The sequence below is a fragment of the Streptomyces sp. APSN-46.1 genome, from assembly GCF_022815725.1.
Taxonomy (GTDB): domain Bacteria; phylum Actinomycetota; class Actinomycetes; order Streptomycetales; family Streptomycetaceae; genus Streptomyces.
Genome location: NZ_JALGRF010000001.1, coordinates 279,914 through 297,173 on the forward strand (window position 1 = coordinate 279,914; position 17,260 = coordinate 297,173).

The window sequence follows — 17,260 nt, forward strand, 5'->3', positions numbered from 1 at the left end:
GGCCGGGGGCAGGGTGCCCTCCCTCGTGGGGAGGGCACCCGTCATCCGGGCTGCCGGTCAGTGACAGGCGTTTGTGCCGCTGTCGGTGAAGGTCTTGCCTGCCTCGGGGACGAACTGCCAGTCGTAGCTGTTGGAATGCAGGGTCAGCTTCAGCACGCCCCACGTGCTGCTGTTGCGGACCTGACTGTTGGGCTGGATGGTGCCGAAGCCGCCCAGGCCGGTGCCGCCCATGCCGGCGACGAACTGCCGGATGCCGCGGGTGTTGTCCAGTCCGCCGGTGGCGTTCATCGGGGCGAACCGCTCGTAGTTGTGGTTGTGCCCGGTCACGATCGCCTCGGCGTTGTTGTCGTACAGCGCCTGGTACAGCGGTTGCACCGAGGTGTTCGGGCCGTGGCTGGAGCCCGAGGTGTAGCGCGGGTGGTGCCAGTACGCGACGGTGCACGGCTTGGTGCTGGCCGCCAGGTCGTTGCGCAGCCACTGCTCCTGCGCCGAGCCGGCCGAGCACGACACGATCGAGCAGTTGGAGTTGAGCGCGACGACGTGCCAGTTGCCGAGGTCGAAGGAGTAGTAGCCCTTGGTCGGGTCTCCCGCCGAAGCGCCGAAGTAGTTGAAGTACCCCGACGCGCCTGAGGTGTGGTACTCGTGGTTGCCGGTGGCGGGCTTGGTGCGGGCCTTGTGCCTGCCCCACGACGGGTCGTAGCAGTTGGTGAAGTCGGCGGCCGTGCCGTCCGGGTAGGCAGTGTCTCCGATGGCCATGACGGTACCGGTGATGCCGTCCAGCAGGTTGGCGGTGGCCTCGTCACCGCCGACGCCGCAGTTGGCGATGTCCCCGGCGCCGACCAGCACCGGGTCACCGGACGGCGGCGGCGTGGACGTCGTGGGCGTGGGCGACGGGGCGGTGCCGGTGGTGACCACCAGCTGCGGGGCGTCCGCGCCGGATTCGCGGGCGTCGTAGTACGCGCCGTTGGAACTGGCGGAGGTGCCGCCGAAGCCGAACGTGCCGTTGCCGGTCACTACCGAGGTCGCGTCGATCTCGACCCACTGGTCGTTCGACACCGCGCCGAGCGACGCGAGCGTGGCGCCGTCGATGACCGGCTTGTTGTTCCACGTGACCGCGGTCTCGGACCAGGTGGTGTCGGTCATCGACTTCCAGGTGCCGCCGTTGCTGCTATTGCCGCCGCTGGTGACGCGGATCCGCAGCTTGGCGCTGGAGACGGCCTCGGTGAGACCGCTGACGGTGAACTTCAGGAACGACCGGCGTACTGGCGAGTTGTCCACCGTGAACTGCGACGAGGTGCCGTAGTTCGTCGTCGGGGTGGTGTCCTGCACGTAGGTGTCGGCGACCGGAGTGAAGGTGTTGGTGGCCGCGCTGGCTGCGGGCGCGGCCGTGAGCAGGGCCACGAGGGCGGCGGTGGATGTGGCGATCGCTGCGGTCGCTATGGATGCTCTTCGGATGTGGCGGGTGCCCATCACGTGATCCCTTCCGAGGTGAAGACTGTCGCCCCGTACGCGAGGCGATGAGGAACCTAGGGATCCGCTGTGAGCCACAACTACAGCGGCGACGTGAACGTTGAGCGTGCAGTAGGTGATGTCTTTTCGTTGCTGAACAAGGGGATGCCAACGGCCCGTTGGAGGGGCTCCGCCGGTGGGCGCATCGACATGAGTTCAACGAGGCGTCGCTGTCGGGACATGAGCACGACACGCGCTCCACGCCTCCGATCGCTCCACTTCCTCGGTGTGACGACATGGACTCCGCCAGGCCTCCGAGCTGCCCCCGGCCGAATGATCAGCGCGCTTCGCGTCGCGCTGGGCGGCATGGTTCTCGCGGGGATTCTGGTGTCGTTGACGGCCCCGATGGCATCGGCCCATGTCCCGACGACGGACGGCACAGCCACGATCCGCCAGGAAGGGCCACTGGTTCGCAACACACTGGAGCTGGACTACGACACGCTCACGAAGGCCGCCGGCCTCGGCGCACTGCCGCGTGACACGAAGGACGCCGAGCACGAGGTCTTTCTCCAGACTCACCGGGCACAGCTCTTGGCCTACCTGGCCGACCGCCTGACCGTCGCCCTCGATGGCGCCTCTTGCCCCGCCGGACTCGACGACACGGGGATCACGAAGCGGCGGCAGTTCCTCTACGCCCGCTTGCTCCTGATCCATCGGTGTCCGGGCTCGGGGACCGGTGAATTCACCGTGCGCTACGGGGTGTTCTCCGAGACGGAGGCCACCGGGGCCGAGCACACCAACATGGTCGACTACGAACTCGGCGGTTCGGGCGGGAGTGACGTCTTCGACGCCGGTCACCGTGAACTGCGGGTCGGTCGGAGCGGCGCCGTTGACGCGGGACGCGGGGCTTCGCACTCCGATGGCCTGGACGTCTCGTGGTCGTCGGTGGGCCGGTTCGTGTCCATGGGGATTGAGCACATCCTGCTCGGCATCGACCATGTGCTCTTCCTGGTCCTCCTGCTGCTCGGCGCGCAAGGATGGCGCAGCGTCGTCCGGCTCGCGACCAGCTTCACCGTGGCGCACAGCGTGACTCTCGCTCTTGCCGTGCTCGGGTGGGTCGATGTCCCGGCCAAGATCGTCGAGCCGCTGATCGCCCTGTCCATCGTCTACGTCGCAGTGGAGAACCTCACGCGCGGCGAGTCGCGGCACCGCGTCCTCGTCGTGTTCGGCTTCGGCCTGTTGCACGGTCTCGGCTTCGCCGGGGCCCTGAGCTTCACCGACGACTTCGGAGGCCGGCTGCTCCTCTCGCTGCTGAGCTTCAACCTAGGCATCGAACTGGGACAGCTCGCCATCGTTCTGGTGGCATTCCCGCTGCTCTTGCTGGCGCGACGCTACTCCTGGTCGACCCTCGCCCATGCAGCCGCGGCCGCCATCGTCGGCGTCATCGGCTTGGTCTGGTTCGTCGAACGCCTGCTGCCGGCGGGCGGCGCCGCGTAGCCCTCCTTCGCTTGCGCGAATTCGCAGCGTCGAAACGTTCGTTGTCCAGCCGGGGTGGGGGCCCAATCTCCTTGCCAGGTCATCGACCTCGCCTGCTAGAAGAGCCCAAGTGCTTTAGGGGAGTAGCTGCAATAAACGTTCTTCGAGTGCTGGTGGTACACGTGCCATACCGCTTCTGACCAGGTAAAATGGAGAGATCTGCCGTCGATCGGTCGGTGCTGGCCCGTAACTGGCCCGGATCTTGCTCCACCCAGTGGTGCGTCGGGAACTGTGTCCGGTACCGCGTCAGCCGAGTGCGCGGTCGAGGTTGAAGGCGGCAGGCGGCCATGCCGGTCGTTGCCTTGCTGGCCAGGGCTCGTCAGCCCAGCAAGGCGGAGGACAGGTGAAGCGAGACCAGCAGCGCGGTGGCCGGCGTGGCACGGTGACCGGGGCGCCTCGGGGACGCCGGCGGGAGACCGTCAGCTCTCGCGGGGCGCCCGTTTCCATGTCGCCGAGCAGCGGATCGGGCAGGTCGGCCCATCCCTTGGCGCCTAGCAGAGGCCAGCGCAGATCCGGGAGACCTCGCTCTTCGATATGCCGGTGTCCGAGCCGAGGGCTTTCACCAGGTCGTCGACTGAGCGGGTCGACACTCCGTGGACGTAGGCCTCCATGACGACCGCGAAAGGAGCCTGGTCGATGCGGCGTCGGCGTTCCAGCAGGCTGGGGAAGAAGCTCCCGGCCCGTAGCTTGGGGATCGCGAGCCGTCCGGTCGGTCACGACAGCTCCTTGATCATCTCGATGAGCTCGCTCCTGCTTGTAGCCAAGGCGGGCCGCGTCGGTGACCAGTTCGCTTGCTCTTTCGAGCAGTTGAGACCGTCGGCCGGCGGCGGCGGGGGTCTGCTGGTAGCCGCGGTGGTCCGGAGTCCGCTCTGGCCCATGTATGCCCCGGATCTTCTCTGCAAAGTGGAGGTAATCGGAGAGGTCCGGTTCTGGAATCCCTCAGTTTCGATTGCTTCCCCTAGGCAGAGGCGGTGCCTGAATGCTGCGTTTGTGCAGGTCAGGCACCGTGCTCAATTCCTTATTCCTTAGAAGAAGCCGAGCTTCTTGGGGGAGTAGCTGACCAGGAGGTTCTTCGTCTGCTGGTAGTGCTCCAGCATCATCTTGTGGGTCTCGCGGCCGATGCCCGACTGCTTGTAGCCACCGAAGGCGGCGTGGGCCGGGTAGGCGTGGTAGCAGTTCGTCCAGACGCGGCCCGCCTGGATCGCGCGGCCCGCGCGGTAGGCGGTGTTGATGTCGCGGGTCCACACGCCGGCGCCCAGGCCGTACGCCGTGTCGTTCGCGATGCGGACCGCGTCGTCGAAGTCCTGGAAGGACGTCACCGACACGACCGGCCCGAAGATCTCCTCCTGGAAGATCCGCATGCGATTGTCGCCCTCGAAGATCGTCGGCTGGACGTAGAAGCCGCTCGCCAGCTCGCCGCCGAGTTCCTGCCGCCGGCCGCCCGTCAGGATCTTCGCGCCCTCCTGCTGGCCGATCTCCACGTACGACAAGACCTTCTTGAGCTGCTCCTCGGAGGCCTGTGCCCCGATCATCGTGTCCGTGTCCAACGGGTGCCCGGGCACGATCAGTTCCGTACGCGCGACAGCCGCGTCGAGGAAGTCGCCGTACCGGCCGCGCTCGATCAGCGCGCGCGACGGGCTGGTGCACACCTCGCCCTGGTTGAGGGCGAACATCGTGAAGCCCTCCAGTGCCTTGTCACGCAGTTCGTCGTCCGTGGTCCATATGTCGTCGAAGAACAGGTTCGGGCTCTTGCCGCCCAGTTCGAGCGTGACCGGCTTGAGGTGCTCCGCCGCGTACTGCATGATCAGCCGCCCGGTGGACGTCTCCCCGGTGAAGGCGACCTTCGCCACGCGCGGGCTGGAGGCCAGCGGCTTGCCGGCCTCCTCGCCGAAGCCGTTGACGATGTTCACCACGCCCGGCGGCAGCAGGTCCGCCACCAGGCTCAGCCAGTAGTGCACCGACGCGGGCGTCTGCTCGGCCGGCTTGAGCACCACCGTGTTGCCGGCCGCGAGCGCCGGCGCCAGCTTCCACACCGCCATCAGGATCGGGAAGTTCCACGGGATGATCTGGGCGATCACGCCCAGCGGCTCGTGGAAGTGGTAGGCGACCGTGTCGTCGTCGATCTGGCTGAGCGCACCCTCCTGGGCACGCAGGGCGCCCGCGAAATAGCGGAACTGGTCGATCGCCAGCGGCATGTCGGCCGCGAGGGTCTCCCGGATCGGCTTTCCGTTCTCCCAGGTCTCGGCGACCGCGAGGGCCTCCAGGTTCTGCTCCATCCGGTCCGCGATCCGCAGCAGGACGGAGGACCGCTCGGCGACCGAGGTGCGCCCCCAGGCGGGCGCGGCGGCGTGCGCCGCGTCCAGGGCCCGTTCCACGTCCTCGGCCGTGCCGCGCGCGACCTCGGTGAAGGGCTGCCCGTTGACGGGCGAGGGGTTCGCGAAGTACTGGCCTCGGGCGGGCTCGACGTACTCACCGCCGATGAAGTGGCCGTAACGGGACGCGTACGACATGAGCGCGCCCTCGGTTCCGGGCGCAGCGTAGCGGGCCATGGTGTCCTCCCCTTGCCGGGCGCCGGCCGCCGTCGGACAGCGCTCGCGAGGAGGCTAGGAGCGGGCAGGTTGCGGGGACGTTGCACGCCGCCGGGAGCGGTCCGACGGGTCCGGCGGGTCCGCCCGGTCCGGCCGGTCTGCCCGGTCCGGTACGAGGGGCCCCGCGAGGGCCGGTGCCGCTGCCGAAGCCGGAGCCGGTGGCGCTGCCGCAGCCGGTACGGTGCCGGGCCGCGCCCCGAGTTCGAGGTCCAGGGAGCGTACGCGGGCCAGCGCGGCCGGCCGCCCCTCCGGCGGCAGCGCTGCGGCCAGCGCCCTCCACACCTCCGGATCGTCGGCGCCCCAGGGGCCGCACACCCAGTCCGTCAGCAGCCCCGCGTCCGCCCGGGCGATCACGGCGGCCCGCGCCTGGTCCTCGATCCTGCGGCGCAGCCGGGCGATGCCGGGCGCCGTCGAGGCGGGCAGCAGGGGCCCCGGGTAGCGGTTCAGGGCGGCCGAGACGGCGCCCGCGGCGAGGTGCCGGGTCACGGCGGTGAAGTCCGCCTCCAGCGGGGCGGCGGTGCGGTAGGGGCGGGAGAGGAGGTTGTGCGCGCCCAACAGCCCACGCAGCCGGGATATTTCCGCCCGCAGGGTGACCGGGCAGACGGATTCGTCCTCGTACAGGGCGATCGCCAGCTCCTCGCCCGACAGCCCCTCCGGGTGGTGGGCGAGCAGCACCATGATCTCGCTGTGCCGCCGCCCGAGCGGGATCTCGCGGCCCCCGATCACCAGCAGCGCCTCGTCACGGCCGAGCGCGGTCAGGGTGTCGCGGGCCGCCGCGGGGGCCGGGGCCAGCAGGGCCAGCTGGGCCTCCGCGGCGCGGGCCACCGCTTGGACGAAGGCCAGCGAGTGGGGGTGGGCCAGCCCGTCGCCCCCGGTGATGTCCACCGCGCCGAGCACCTCGCCGGTCCGGGGATCGCGGACCGGGGCCGCCGCGCAGGTCCACGGGTGGACCCGGCGGCTGAAGTGCTCCGCCCCGAAGACCTGGACGGGTTCCCCGAGCGCGACCGCCGTACCGGGTGCGTTGGTTCCCATCACCGTCTCCGCCCAGCGCGTGCCCGGCACGAAGCCGAGCCGCTCCGCCCGCCGCAAGGTCCCCGCTTCGCCCTCGACCCAGAGCAGGCTGCCCCGCGCGTCGCACACCGCCAGCAGATGCGCCCCGCTCGCGGCGAACGCCCCGACCAACTCCCGGAACACCGGCATGACCGGGGCCAGCGGGTGCTGCTCCCGGTACTCCCGCAGCTCCGGCTCCGACAGTTCCACCCGGGGCGCGCACTCCGGGCTGACCCGGGCGCGGGCGCACCGCCGCCAGGACTTCGCGATCACCGCCCGGACCGGCGCCACGACCCGCCCGTCCCGCGTGAACGCCGCGTGCGCCCGCCGTAGTTCACGCGTGCGCAGGGCGGGATCCGCCCCGCCCGGCAACGCCACCGACGGATCGCCCATGTCACCCTCCCGTGGTGCCGCATGCCGGAGCGCCCCATCGTCGCGCCGGGCCCGGGCCCCGACAAGCGGTACGTCGGCCAGTCCGCGCCACAGCATCGGACAACAGCTCCCGTCAGGCCGGGGCGCCGCCGCCGCTCAGCAGGCCTCGCCGGGATGCAGCGCTGCCGGCGCCGCCGCCGGATCCGGAGCCCCCGGACCCGCCGGGAGCCACTGGCCGGCCTCGCGGCGGAACGGCCACCAGCGCCCCTCCCGGCCGAGCCGGAGCTGGCGGCCGGCGCCCGCGACCGTCCAGCGGGCGCGCACCCGGCGCAGCCGCGGGACCCCGGTGTCCGCGCCGGGCACGGCATCCGCGCCCGGCACGGCGTCCCGGGGCCTCGCCGTCGCCCCGGCCCTCCGTACCGGCCGCGTCCGCCGCGTCCGCCCAGGCGGTCGCCGGCGCCGCCCGGGCACGGGTCAGGGTGGCGCGGTCCCGCGTCCAGTCCTCCTCCAGCACCACGAGGGCCGGGGCCCCGCCGAAGCCCCAGGCCCGTACGGCCAGGTCCATCGCGGCCCGGTTCCTGTTGATAGACGCGGCCAGGCGGGACCGGACCCGGACATCCGAGGCCTCGGCTGCCAGTCGTACAGCGTCTTCGGCAGCGGTGAGCGGGCGCCGCGCAGGGCGGTCGGCGTGCTTCGGAGACAGCGCTTCCGCCAGGAGCCGGTACGCCTCGTACGCGGCCGCCTGGGCAAGGAACTCCACGGCGTCCACGTCGAGTTCCGGTGCGGACTCCGTGTCCAGCGTCGGGGCTGGCCCGGCGCGTCCGGGAGCCGGGGCAGCGGCGGGAGCGGCAGGAGGGCAGGCCCGGCGGCGAAGGCCTCGGCCGCCGGAACACCCCCGCCGGCGGGGCCCCGCGCGGGTTCCGCCTCCGCCGTGCTCCGCTGCTCCAGCGCTTCCATCAGCTCGCGCTCGCCGCGCCCGCGCAGCAGCAACAGCACGAACGGGTCCTGGTCCAGCAGCCGCGCCACCTGATAGCAGAGCGCCGACGTGTGCGCGCAGTGGTCCCACCACTCCCCGCAGTCGCAGCGCGGGTCCAGATCCCCGATCCCGGGCAGCGGTTCGACATCCGCCGTCGCCGCGTCCTCGGCCAGTTCCGGCGGCACCTCCCGGTCCAGCAGCGCCACGATGTACCCCGACTCGGCGGCCGCCGGCATCAGCGGGGCAGGGTGTCGGCGACGGCGCCGAGGAAGCACGCAGCAGCGGCTCCGGCGCGGGCAGACGGGGCGGCGCGGGGTCAAGCGGCGCGGCCAGGGGTACGCAGTGCGCCCCGGGCGGCGTGGCGGCCGCCAGCTCCCGGATCTGCTCCAGGTCGGCGGCCTCCAGGGGTCCGATCCGCCAGGCCTCATGGCCGGCCGGGCTCAGCCCGGGGAGCAGCAGGCCGTGTGCGGCGAACCGGAGGGCGAGCAGCGCGGCGGCGCCCCAGAAGGCGGTAGGGCCGGCGGAGGCGGCGGCCGGGCGCGGGTGAGGAGGGGGAGGCCGGCGTCGAGGGGCAACACGAGCGCACTCACGGTGGTCCGCCGGAGGTCGTCGGGGGTGACGACGGTGAGTTCCTGTACAACGCCTTGGGCTGCGGGGGCTGCGGGGGCTGCCGGGGCTGCCGGGGGCGGACGCGGTCGACAGGCCCGCCGGGGCCCGCAGGGTAGTCAGGCCCGACGACGGGCCCGGCAAGGCAGTCAGGCCCGGGGGTGAAGCCGGCACGGCAGTCAGGGCCGCCGGGGCCGATGACGGGGCCGGTAGGGCAGTCAGGCCCGAGGGCGGGGCCGCCGGGGCCGCCGCTGCCAGGCCCGACGACGTGGCCGACGACGTGGCCGACCGGGCGGACGCCAGGTCGGGAACGGCGGAGGCCGGAGCGCCATCCCGGGTATCCGGGTGCCAGAAGGCGATCCGGCCGTCGCGGGGCGGGTCGGCGGGCAGAAAGGCGGTGGAGCAGTGGAGGAGGCCGGAGATCTCGGGGAGCACGCATTCCTCACACGTGAACAACCGGGGTGCCGGGTGGCCGAGGTACCTCACCCGCCGGCGCGGAAGGCCGGGAGCCGATCAGTGCCCCGGACCGCTTCGCGGCCTGTCCGAAGCATCGGGAACGCCTGGCCGAGGCGGCGCGTTGTGGGAGGTAGTGGCCGACGCAGGAGGAGGTGTCCGCAGATGTCCACACGCGGAAAGGTTGCGGTTGCCGGAGTGGTGGCAGCCATCGTGTTGTTCTGGGCAGTCGGGTTCTGGGCAGGGCTGTTGGTCCTGATCGGCGTGCCGGCGGCGGCCTACCTTCTGCTGGACTCCTCGCAGCGGCGTCGGCTCCGGGGTATATCCAGGAAGCAGATCGGCCGCTGACGGCGGCGGCGGGGGGTTTCATGGGCACTGCACAGGTCGCGGCGGTCAGCAGCAACGGCGTGTACTCGTTCACCAAGCCCACGCGCGCGAGCATCACGCTGCTCGCCGGGCTCGGAGTCGAGGGAGACGTGCACGCGGGAGTGACCGTCAAACATCGCTCCCGCGTGGCGCAGGATCCGACCCAGCCGAATCTACGCCAGGTGCACCTGATTCACCGCGAGCTGTTCGACGAGGTGGCCGGCGCCGGCTTCCGCGTCGAGCCGGGCCAGCTCGGGGAGAACGTGACCACGGAGGGCATCGACCTGCTCGGGCTGCCCACGGGCACGCTGCTGCGCCTCGGCGAGGAAGCGGTCGTGGAAGTGACCGGCCTGCGCAATCCGTGTGCGCAGATCGACGCTTTCCAGGGCGGGCTGCTCAAGCAGGTCGTCGGGCGGGACACGGAGGGCCGACTGGTCCGCAAGGCCGGGATCATGGGCGTGGTCCGCCGGGGCGGCGTGGTCCGCCCCGGCGACCCGATCACCTTGACCCTGCCCCCGGCCCCGCACATCCCGCTCGACCGGGTCTGACAACACCAGAGCCGGCCTCTGGCGCATCACAGCGCTGGCGCGCCCGCGTGCTCCGCCGGGCCGGGGCGCCGTGCGTGCCTCCACCGGGGTCAGTAGTAGTCCCGCATCAGGGTCGTCGCCCACTCCGGCTGGAGGAGTTCGCCACGCGGTCCGAACTCCTCCATGTACGGCTTGATGTCGAGCACCGGGGTGCCCGCCACGGCGTCCAGGCCCTCGACATGGATGTCCAGGCCGTCCACCTTCAGTACCCGGCAGCGTGAGACGCCCAGCCGGTTCGGCCGGTTCTTGCCGCGCTGGGCGAAAATGCCCACCAGCGGCCAGTCCGGGTTGCCCCGGGGATGCCGGGCGCCCGTCTCGACCTTCTCCGCCGGTACCCGGTCGAAGTGGTAGACCACCTCGACGTGCGAGAAGTCCGCCAGCCCGTACAGCGCCTCCGGCCCGAAGCGCAGGCCGTCCAGCCGGATCACCGCGGTCTCCCGCCCCCAGTCGTCGTCGACCACCTCCGCGCGGCCGCCCACGACCACACCCACCGCTTCCGACTCCACCCGCACAACGTCCCCCTCGTGTTCAATGCAGCTCATTCGCTGCAATCGCTGCAATTGGTTCAACCGGTTCAACCGGTTCAATCCGCGCCTTTTGGGATCCTCGGCGCGTCAGGTCGGCCGTACCGCGACGCGGTCCAGCGCGGCCAGCAGATCCAGCAGATCCGGAAGGTCCGCGTCCCCCTCGCGGGGGACCGCCAACACCTCGCTCGGCTCCTCGTCCAGCAGCACGAACGCCGTGTCGTCCGTCCGGGCCACCAGCGACCATCCCGGCCCGTCCACCCGCAGCGTCCGCGCGCCCTCGCCCGCGAACGACGACCGCACCCGGCCGGGTGGTGGCGGCGTCTTCGTGTACCCCAGCGCCTCCTTGAGGGCCCGGGCCAGTCCTGGGTGGGCGGCTGCCGCCGCCCCGCCGTCCGTCGCGACGCGCTCGCGCCAGTCGCCCCACTCCCGGGCGATCTGGTCCGCGCCCATCCGCCGCTGCACTGGCCCCCACACGTCCGCCGAGGGCGGCGCCAGCGGCACCCGCCCGGTGCCGTCCGCGCCCTGCTCGGGATCGTGCGGCTCCGGGATCCCCGGCGTCGCCACCGTCAGCTCCAACGGCCAGCCCGCCAGCGAGACCACGATCGTCCGCTCGTCGGGCGACAGGTCGTACTCCATCCCGCAGTCCCAGGAGGCGATGGCCGCGGCCACGAGCGAGACGTCGTCCACGACGACCGTCCAGCGCGCGCCCTCCTCGTCCTGGCCGAGCACCAGCCCGTACCCCGCCCGGGCCGCCGGCACGCCCAGGAGCGAGCAGGCCTCCGGGAAGTCGTCGCCGAGCACCCCGGGGAACTGCGCGGGGGTCAGCAGTACGGCGGTCAGCACGTACAGGGACCCGCCGCCCTCCTCGTCGGACACGTAGCCTCCCGGTCGCTCTCTCGTCGGCGCACCCTAACCAGCGAGTAACCGCCGCGTCGAGAGGCGGCGGGACGTGATTTCCAAGCCCGCTACCTGCACGTAGAGTTGGGCACCCGCCACAGAAAGGGACACCGGTGCAGCGTTACGACCGGCTGAGGGAGATCCTCCGGCTCGACCCCGACCAAGACTTCCTCGCCATCTACCGGCTCACCGCCACCTACGAGTTCCCCTGGGACTTCACCCGAGCCCTGGAGCTCGCCCTCTTCCGGACCTACGCCGTCCCCAGCATCGGCGGCCTGCTGGCCGAGACCGCCGAGTTCACCGACCGGGCGCAGAAGCGCTACGACGACACGGCGCTGCTCCTGGACGCGGTCGTGGAGCACGGCTTCGACAGCGACACGGCCCGCACCGCGATCCGCCGCGTCAACCAGATGCACCGAAGCTACGACATCGGCAACGAGGACATGCGCTACGTCCTGTGCACGTTCGTGGTGATTCCGGCGCGCTGGCTGGACGTCTACGGCTGGCGCCCGCTGACCCACCACGAGCGCCGGGCCTGCGCGAACTACTACGCCACCCTCGGCCGCCACATGGGCATCACGGACATCCCGGACTCCTACGAGGAGTTCGAGGCCACCCTGAACGCCTACGAGGAGGCCCACTTCGGCTGGGACGAGGGCGGCCGCAAGGTGGCCGACTCCACCATCGACCTGATGGCCTCCTGGTACCCGGCCCCGCTCGCCCCCGCCGTGCGGGCGGCGAGCCTCGCGCTCCTCGACGAGTCGCTGCTGTCCGCGTTCCGCTACGAGAGCCCGCGCCCGCAGGTGCGGCGGCTGGTCCGGGGCGCCCTGCGGCTGCGCGGGCGCGCGGTGCGGCTGCTGCCCCCGCGCAAGGCCCCGCACTACGCCCGCCAGAACCCGGAGATCAAGGGCTATCCCGACGGCTACGACGTCGGCGAGCTGGGCACCTTCCCGGTCCCCGGCCGGGGTGGCTGCCCCGTACCGCATCCGCGCCGCCCGGCCGGAGCCGACGCCCAGCCGCCGGCCTGACGCCTCAGGCGCGGCGTAGCGCCAGTGCGAGGAAGCGGTCGTCCTCATCGGCGTACGAGGTCATGTCCCAGCCGGCGGCGGACAGCAGCGGGCCGAGGTTGTGCTCGGCCCGCAGGTCGTCCGGAGTCAGCTCGCGACCGTGGCGCGCCGCCAGGGCGGCGCGCCCGATCGGGTGGAAGAGCGCCAGCCGGCCGCCGGGGCGCACGACCCGGGCCAGTTCGCGCAGATTCGCCTCCGGGTCGGGCAGATGGGTGATCAGCCCGGCGGCGAACACCGCGTCGAGCACCCCGTCGCGCAGCGGCAGCCGGGCCACGTCCGCGAGCAGCAGCGCGCCCTCGGCGGCTCGCCCGGCTTCACGGGCGGCGGCCAGCATCCGCGGGGTGAGGTCAGCGCCGAGTACCGTCCCGGACGGTCCGACGGCCGCCCGCAGCGGGGCCAGCGCCCGGCCGGTGCCGCAGCCGGCGTCGAGTACCCGGTCCCCGGGCCGCAGCCCGAACTCGGCCACGGCGGTCGCGAAGGCGGGCTCGTCGTCCGGGAACTTCCGGTCCCAGTCGGCGGCGCGCGCCCCGAAGAACTCCTGCACGTGCGTGTGGTCTTCGCTCATGCGGCCATGATCCCCCACCGCCACACTCCTCACTCCTGCGGACCGTGTGCAAGGTGGTACGCGGTGTGATCGAAGATGAACGTCTCTCTGTCATATTCCAGCAGTTCCAGCAGCTTTCGAAATGCTCCCCTTGTTCGTGGCCTCACCCGGACTAGCGTCCCGTGGCCATGGGACACCTGGACCACGCCGCATACGGCTTGCTGACACCCGTGCTGTCATACGTGATGGCATCCATAGGCGCCGCCCTCGGGCTCCGCTGCACCGTGCGCGCACTCGCCGCGACCGGATCCTCCCGCCGCAACTGGCTCATCACAGCGGCCTCCGCCATCGGATCCGGCATCTGGACGATGCACTTCGTCGCGATGCTCGGCTTCAACGTGACCGGCACAGAAGTCCACTTCAACGTGCCGCTGACGATTCTCAGCCTGCTCGTGGCCATGCTCGTCGTCGGCGCCGGCGTCTTCGCCGTCGGCTACGGCAAGGAGCGCGGCCGGGCCCTCGTCCTCGGCGGACTGACCACCGGCCTCGGCGTCGCGAGCATGCACTACCTCGGCATGGCGGCCCTGAGGCTGCACGGCGACATCTCCTACGAGCCGCTCACCGTCGGACTGTCCGTCGCCATCGCCGTCGTCGCCGCCACCGCCGCCCTCTGGGCGGCCCTCAACATCAAGGCCCCGGTGGCCGTCGCGGTCGCCTCGCTCGTCATGGGCGCCGCCGTCACGAGCATGCACTACACGGGGATGATGGCCGTCGCCGTCCGGGTCGCCCCCTCGGACGCCGCCCTGCCCGGGGTCACCGCCATGCAGTTCATCTTCCCGCTCGCCGTCGGGCTCGGGTCCTACCTGTTCATCACCGCGGCCTTCGTCGCGCTCTCGCCGACCGCCGACGAACTGGCCGCTTCGGCCTCGGTGCGGCACCTGAGCCGGAGCGCCGCCGCGCACTGAACCGCGCCTTACGCCTGGTACGCCCCCACCCCCGCCCCCGCATCCGGCCCCACCCCCGCACCCCGCCCCACCCCCGGCAGGCCCCCCGCCGCCTGTCCGCACGTACTGACGCACCGCCGTACCTCCCCGGAACGAGGAGCCCATGCGCATACCCCGCAGAAAACCGGAAGCAGCGGCGCCGCGGCTGCCCGCGCCCCCGGCGCGTGGCCGCCGGGCACACGCGGGGCCGCCCGCCGAAGAACCCGCCGACGACCGCGAGACGTCCCACCCCGCCCCGGCGGCCTTCCCCGAGAGCAGGCCACGGCCCCGGCTCCGGCTGCGCCCCGGCACCGTCCGAGCGAAGATCGTCTCGCTGCTGATGGTCCCCGTGGTCTCGCTGCTCGCCCTCTGGGGCTTCGCCACGGTCAGCACCGCCCAGGACATCTCCCGACTCAGCCGCGTCCAGCGCGTCGACGAGCAGATCCGCACCCCCGTCGCCGCGGCCGTCACCGAGCTGCAGGCCGAACGCCGCGCCGCCCTCCGCCTGCTGGCCGCCCCCGCCGCCGACCAGGCATCGGACCAGGCCGCCGCGCTGGAACAGCAGGCCCGGCGCACGGATTCCGCCGTCCGGCAGCTCCGCCTCGGCGACAGCCACACCGTGGCCGACTCCGGCGACTACCGCACCGCCGTCGTCGTCCGCCTCGGAGCCTTCGTCGCGGCCGCCGAAGCGCTCGACTCCGCCCGCAAGGACATCACTGGCCGCCGTGCCACCCCGTACGGCACCTACGAGGTGTACACCCAGCTCGTCGACTCCGCCCTCGACGTCGACGGCGCCCTCTCCGGCGGCGAGGACGCCGAACTCGGCCCCGACGCCCGGGTGCTGCTGGAATTCGCCCGGGCCGGGGAACTCCTCGCCCGCGAGGATGCCCTCCTCGCCGTGCCCGGCCCGCGCAACGCCGAAACGCTTCGCCAGCTGACCGGCATCATCGAGGCCCGCCGCGCCCTGACGGCCGCTTCCGCCGGCGACCTCCCCGCCGCCTCGCACGACACCTGGCGGTCCATCGTCCAGAGCTCCGCCTACGCCGACCTCACCGGCGCCGAGGACAAGGCCCTCGCCGCCGGTACCGGCCGCGAGTCGGGCACCGCCCCCGCCGGCTGGGACGCCGCGTACACCGCCGTCGCCGCCTCGATGCGCGCGATCGGGACGGCCGCGCACGACGCTGCCGCCGACCGCGCGGACCCCTTCTCCGAAGGCGCCCTCAGCCCGGCCGGAGCCGCCGTCCTGCTGGGCCTGGCAGCCGTCGCCGCCTCGCTCGTCATCTCCGTCCGCATCGGCCGCGTCCTGGTCGTGGAGCTGGTCTCGCTGCGCAACACCGCGCTGGAGATCGCCCATCGCAAACTCCCCGACGCCATGGAGCGGCTCCGCGCCGGACAGGACATCGACGTCGACGCCGAGACCCCGCCCGGGCCGCCCGCCGAGGACGAGGTCACCCAGGTGGGCCAGGCCCTCTCGACCGTCCACCGGGCCGCCCTCGGAGCCGCCGTCGAACGCGCCGAACTCGCCAGCGGGGTGAGCGGCGTATTCGTCAACCTCGCCCGCCGCAGCCAGGTCCTCGTGCACAAGCAGCTCACCCTGCTCGACTCGATGGAACGGCGCGCCGACGACCCGGGCGAGCTCGGCGACCTGTTCCGCCTCGACCACCTCACCACCCGGATGCGCCGGCACGCGGAGAGCCTGATCATCCTTTCGGGTGCCGCTCCGGGCCGCGCGTGGCGGACGCCGATCCCGCTCACCAATGTCGTACGGGCCGCCGTCTCCGAGATCGAGGACTACCCGCGCGTCGAGGTCCGCCAGCTCGCCGAGGCCGCCGTCGCCGGCGCCGCGGTCGCCGACCTCACCCACCTGCTCGCCGAACTCATCGAGAACGCCACCCAGTTCTCCCCGCCGCACACCAAAGTGCGCGTCAGCGGCGAGCCCGTCGGCGCCGGCTACGTCCTCGAAGTCGAGGACAGGGGGCTCGGCATGGGCCGCGAATCCCTGAACGACGCCAACCGCCGCATCGAACAGTCCGAGGCCCTCGACCTCTTCGACAGCGACCGGCTCGGGCTCTTCGTGGTCAGCCGGCTCTCGGCCCGCCACGGTGTGAAGGTGCACCTGCGCACCTCTCCCTACGGGGGCACCACCGCTGTGGTCCTGCTGCCGAACTCCCTGCTCCAGGGCGCGATCACGGCCGGTTCCGCGGCGCCCCCGCACCCGGCCCGGACGGAACCGGAACCGGAACCGGAACCGGAAAGGCAGGCCCCGCAGTCGGCCGCGGCCGCCATGAGCGTCGTACGCGAGGGGGCGCGCTCGGCTGCCGTACGGGAGGACCCGCGCGGCATCGCGCCCCCGGACCGGACCCCCGCACCGGAGGAACCGCGCCCCGCCGCGGTGGCCCCGCTCCGGCCGCGCGGTCCCGGCGGCACGGTCACTCGTACCCAGGCGGCACCGGCTACCAGCCCCGCGGTCCCCAACGGCTCCACCAGCCCCGCAGTTCCCAACGGCTCCACCGGCCTCGCAGGCCCGCACGGCTCCATCAGGCCCGCCGATCCCCTCGATTCCACGGGGCCGGCCGCCGCCCGAGCCGACGCCTCGGTGACGGAACTGCCGCGCCGCGTACGCCAGGCCAGCCTCGTCCCGCAGCTGCGCGAGGCCCCTGCCCCGAAGGCCCCGGCCGGTGCCCGGCCCCCGGAGGACCCGCCGGACCGCACCCCCGAGCAGGCCCGGGACCGGATGGCGGCCTACCGGGCCGGCTGGGTCCGCGGTTCCCGGGAGAACTCCCCTCACGCAGGCAGCGAAGGAGAACAGCGATGATCGAGCACCACAGGATCGACCTCGAAGGCATGCGCGGGTCCGGCGAGCTGGACTGGCTGCTGGACGACCTGGTGGTCCGGGTCCGCGAGGTCCGGCACGCCGTGGTCCTGTCCAACGACGGGCTGGCCGTGGGCGCTTCCAGCGCGCTCAGCCGGGAGGACGCCGAGCATCTGGCCGCCGTGGCCTCCGGGTTCCACAGCCTGGCGAAGGGCGCGGGCCGGCATTTCCACTCCGGGGGCGTGCGCCAGACGATGGTGGAGATGGACGACGGATTCCTCTTCGTCGCGGCCGCCGGAGACGGCTCCTGCCTGGCCGTGCTCAGCGCCGCCAGCGCGGACATCGGTCTGATCGCGTATGAGATGGCCCGGCTGGTGAAGCGGGTCGGGGAGCACCTGTACACCCCGCCCCGGTTCGCGGCGCGGCCGCCGGCCGCCGGTTGAGCGG

At 72.5% G+C, this 17,260-nt stretch carries 15 protein-coding genes and 1 pseudogene; 7 read left to right on the plus strand and 9 right to left on the minus strand.

Annotated features, from left to right (window positions below):
* Positions 1-57: 57 nt before the first annotated feature.
* Entirely contained in the window at positions 58-1,470 is a 1,413-nt protein-coding gene (locus MTF65_RS01260) for a DNRLRE domain-containing protein (protein ID WP_243626281.1), read from the minus strand.
* A gap of 312 nt (positions 1,471-1,782) precedes the next feature.
* On the opposite strand from MTF65_RS01260, the gene MTF65_RS01265 reads away from it, so the two are divergent.
* Positions 1,783-2,946 carry a HupE/UreJ family protein gene (locus tag MTF65_RS01265; protein ID WP_243626282.1) on the plus strand — a complete coding sequence of 388 codons (1,164 nt, stop codon included), beginning with the start codon at positions 1,783-1,785 and terminating at the stop codon, positions 2,944-2,946.
* A 536-nt stretch (positions 2,947-3,482) separates the two neighbouring features.
* Here MTF65_RS01265 and MTF65_RS01270 read toward each other — a convergent pair.
* The 5 genes and pseudogenes from MTF65_RS01270 to MTF65_RS01290 form a co-directional block, all read right to left on the minus strand.
* Positions 3,483-3,692, minus strand: a pseudogene (locus tag MTF65_RS01270) (transposase); the annotation flags it as partial.
* 318 nt (positions 3,693-4,010) lie between these two features.
* Positions 4,011-5,534 (minus strand): aldehyde dehydrogenase family protein, encoded by a 1,524-nt coding sequence (locus MTF65_RS01275; RefSeq protein ID WP_243626283.1) that lies wholly within the window; start codon positions 5,532-5,534, stop codon positions 4,011-4,013.
* A 54-nt stretch (positions 5,535-5,588) separates the two neighbouring features.
* Positions 5,589-7,016 (minus strand): GAF domain-containing protein, encoded by a 1,428-nt coding sequence (locus MTF65_RS01280; protein WP_243626284.1) that lies wholly within the window; start codon positions 7,014-7,016, stop codon positions 5,589-5,591.
* A gap of 135 nt (positions 7,017-7,151) precedes the next feature.
* Complete coding sequence (locus tag MTF65_RS01285) at positions 7,152-7,376, minus strand: hypothetical protein (RefSeq protein WP_243626285.1); 225 nt, start codon at positions 7,374-7,376, stop codon at positions 7,152-7,154.
* 93 nt (positions 7,377-7,469) lie between these two features.
* Entirely contained in the window at positions 7,470-8,207 is a 738-nt protein-coding gene (locus tag MTF65_RS01290) for a hypothetical protein (RefSeq protein ID WP_243626286.1), read from the minus strand.
* Positions 8,208-9,195: 988 nt separating this feature from the next.
* Between MTF65_RS01290 and MTF65_RS01295 the strand changes: the two genes are divergently transcribed.
* Together MTF65_RS01295 and MTF65_RS01300 are read left to right on the plus strand one after the other, a co-directional pair.
* Positions 9,196-9,378, plus strand: coding sequence for a hypothetical protein (locus MTF65_RS01295; protein WP_243626287.1), 183 nt, complete (start codon positions 9,196-9,198; stop codon positions 9,376-9,378).
* A 20-nt stretch (positions 9,379-9,398) separates the two neighbouring features.
* Positions 9,399-9,944, plus strand: a complete 546-nt coding sequence (locus tag MTF65_RS01300) for an MOSC domain-containing protein (protein ID WP_243626288.1) — start codon at positions 9,399-9,401, stop codon at positions 9,942-9,944.
* A gap of 89 nt (positions 9,945-10,033) precedes the next feature.
* On the opposite strand, the gene MTF65_RS01305 is transcribed toward MTF65_RS01300, so the two are convergent.
* Together MTF65_RS01305 and MTF65_RS01310 are read right to left on the minus strand one after the other, a co-directional pair.
* The gene (locus MTF65_RS01305; protein ID WP_374207132.1) at positions 10,034-10,489 is read right to left on the minus strand and encodes an SAM-dependent methyltransferase; all 456 of its coding nucleotides are present in this window, start codon (positions 10,487-10,489) and stop codon (positions 10,034-10,036) included.
* Positions 10,490-10,597: 108 nt separating this feature from the next.
* On the minus strand, positions 10,598-11,386 hold the full coding sequence (locus MTF65_RS01310; RefSeq protein WP_243626290.1) for a hypothetical protein: 789 nt from the start codon (positions 11,384-11,386) through the stop codon (positions 10,598-10,600).
* Positions 11,387-11,520: 134 nt separating this feature from the next.
* Between MTF65_RS01310 and MTF65_RS01315 the strand changes: the two genes are divergently transcribed.
* Entirely contained in the window at positions 11,521-12,435 is a 915-nt protein-coding gene (locus MTF65_RS01315) for an oxygenase MpaB family protein (RefSeq protein ID WP_243626291.1), read from the plus strand.
* A 4-nt stretch (positions 12,436-12,439) separates the two neighbouring features.
* Here MTF65_RS01315 and MTF65_RS01320 read toward each other — a convergent pair whose 3' ends face one another.
* Complete coding sequence (locus MTF65_RS01320) at positions 12,440-13,039, minus strand: class I SAM-dependent methyltransferase (protein WP_243626292.1); 600 nt, start codon at positions 13,037-13,039, stop codon at positions 12,440-12,442.
* Between the two features lie 167 nt (positions 13,040-13,206).
* Between MTF65_RS01320 and MTF65_RS01325 the strand changes: the two genes are divergently transcribed.
* The 3 genes from MTF65_RS01325 (at position 13,207) to MTF65_RS01335 (ending at position 17,256) form a co-directional block, all read left to right on the plus strand.
* Positions 13,207-13,983, plus strand: a complete 777-nt coding sequence (locus MTF65_RS01325) for an MHYT domain-containing protein (protein WP_243626293.1) — start codon at positions 13,207-13,209, stop codon at positions 13,981-13,983.
* 142 nt (positions 13,984-14,125) lie between these two features.
* Positions 14,126-16,816, plus strand: a complete 2,691-nt coding sequence (locus MTF65_RS01330) for a nitrate- and nitrite sensing domain-containing protein (protein WP_243626294.1) — start codon at positions 14,126-14,128, stop codon at positions 16,814-16,816.
* On the plus strand, positions 16,813-17,256 hold the full coding sequence (locus MTF65_RS01335) for a roadblock/LC7 domain-containing protein (RefSeq protein WP_243626295.1): 444 nt from the start codon (positions 16,813-16,815) through the stop codon (positions 17,254-17,256). The genes MTF65_RS01330 and MTF65_RS01335 overlap by 4 nt, the downstream gene beginning before the upstream one ends.
* Positions 17,257-17,260 lie beyond the last annotated feature (4 nt).

Coding starts and splice junctions, on each gene's coding strand:
- MTF65_RS01260 (WP_243626281.1), bottom strand. CDS start 1,470: ATGGGCACCCGCCACATCCGAAGAGCATCCATAGCGACCGCAGCGATC.
- MTF65_RS01265 (WP_243626282.1), top strand. CDS start 1,783: ATGATCAGCGCGCTTCGCGTCGCGCTGGGCGGCATGGTTCTCGCGGGG.
- MTF65_RS01275 (WP_243626283.1), bottom strand. CDS start 5,534: ATGGCCCGCTACGCTGCGCCCGGAACCGAGGGCGCGCTCATGTCGTAC.
- MTF65_RS01280 (WP_243626284.1), bottom strand. CDS start 7,016: ATGGGCGATCCGTCGGTGGCGTTGCCGGGCGGGGCGGATCCCGCCCTG.
- MTF65_RS01290 (WP_243626286.1), bottom strand. CDS start 8,207: ATGCCGGCGGCCGCCGAGTCGGGGTACATCGTGGCGCTGCTGGACCGG.
- MTF65_RS01295 (WP_243626287.1), top strand. CDS start 9,196: ATGTCCACACGCGGAAAGGTTGCGGTTGCCGGAGTGGTGGCAGCCATC.
- MTF65_RS01300 (WP_243626288.1), top strand. CDS start 9,399: ATGGGCACTGCACAGGTCGCGGCGGTCAGCAGCAACGGCGTGTACTCG.
- MTF65_RS01320 (WP_243626292.1), bottom strand. CDS start 13,039: ATGAGCGAAGACCACACGCACGTGCAGGAGTTCTTCGGGGCGCGCGCC.
- MTF65_RS01325 (WP_243626293.1), top strand. CDS start 13,207: ATGGGACACCTGGACCACGCCGCATACGGCTTGCTGACACCCGTGCTG.
- MTF65_RS01330 (WP_243626294.1), top strand. CDS start 14,126: ATGCGCATACCCCGCAGAAAACCGGAAGCAGCGGCGCCGCGGCTGCCC.
- MTF65_RS01335 (WP_243626295.1), top strand. CDS start 16,813: ATGATCGAGCACCACAGGATCGACCTCGAAGGCATGCGCGGGTCCGGC.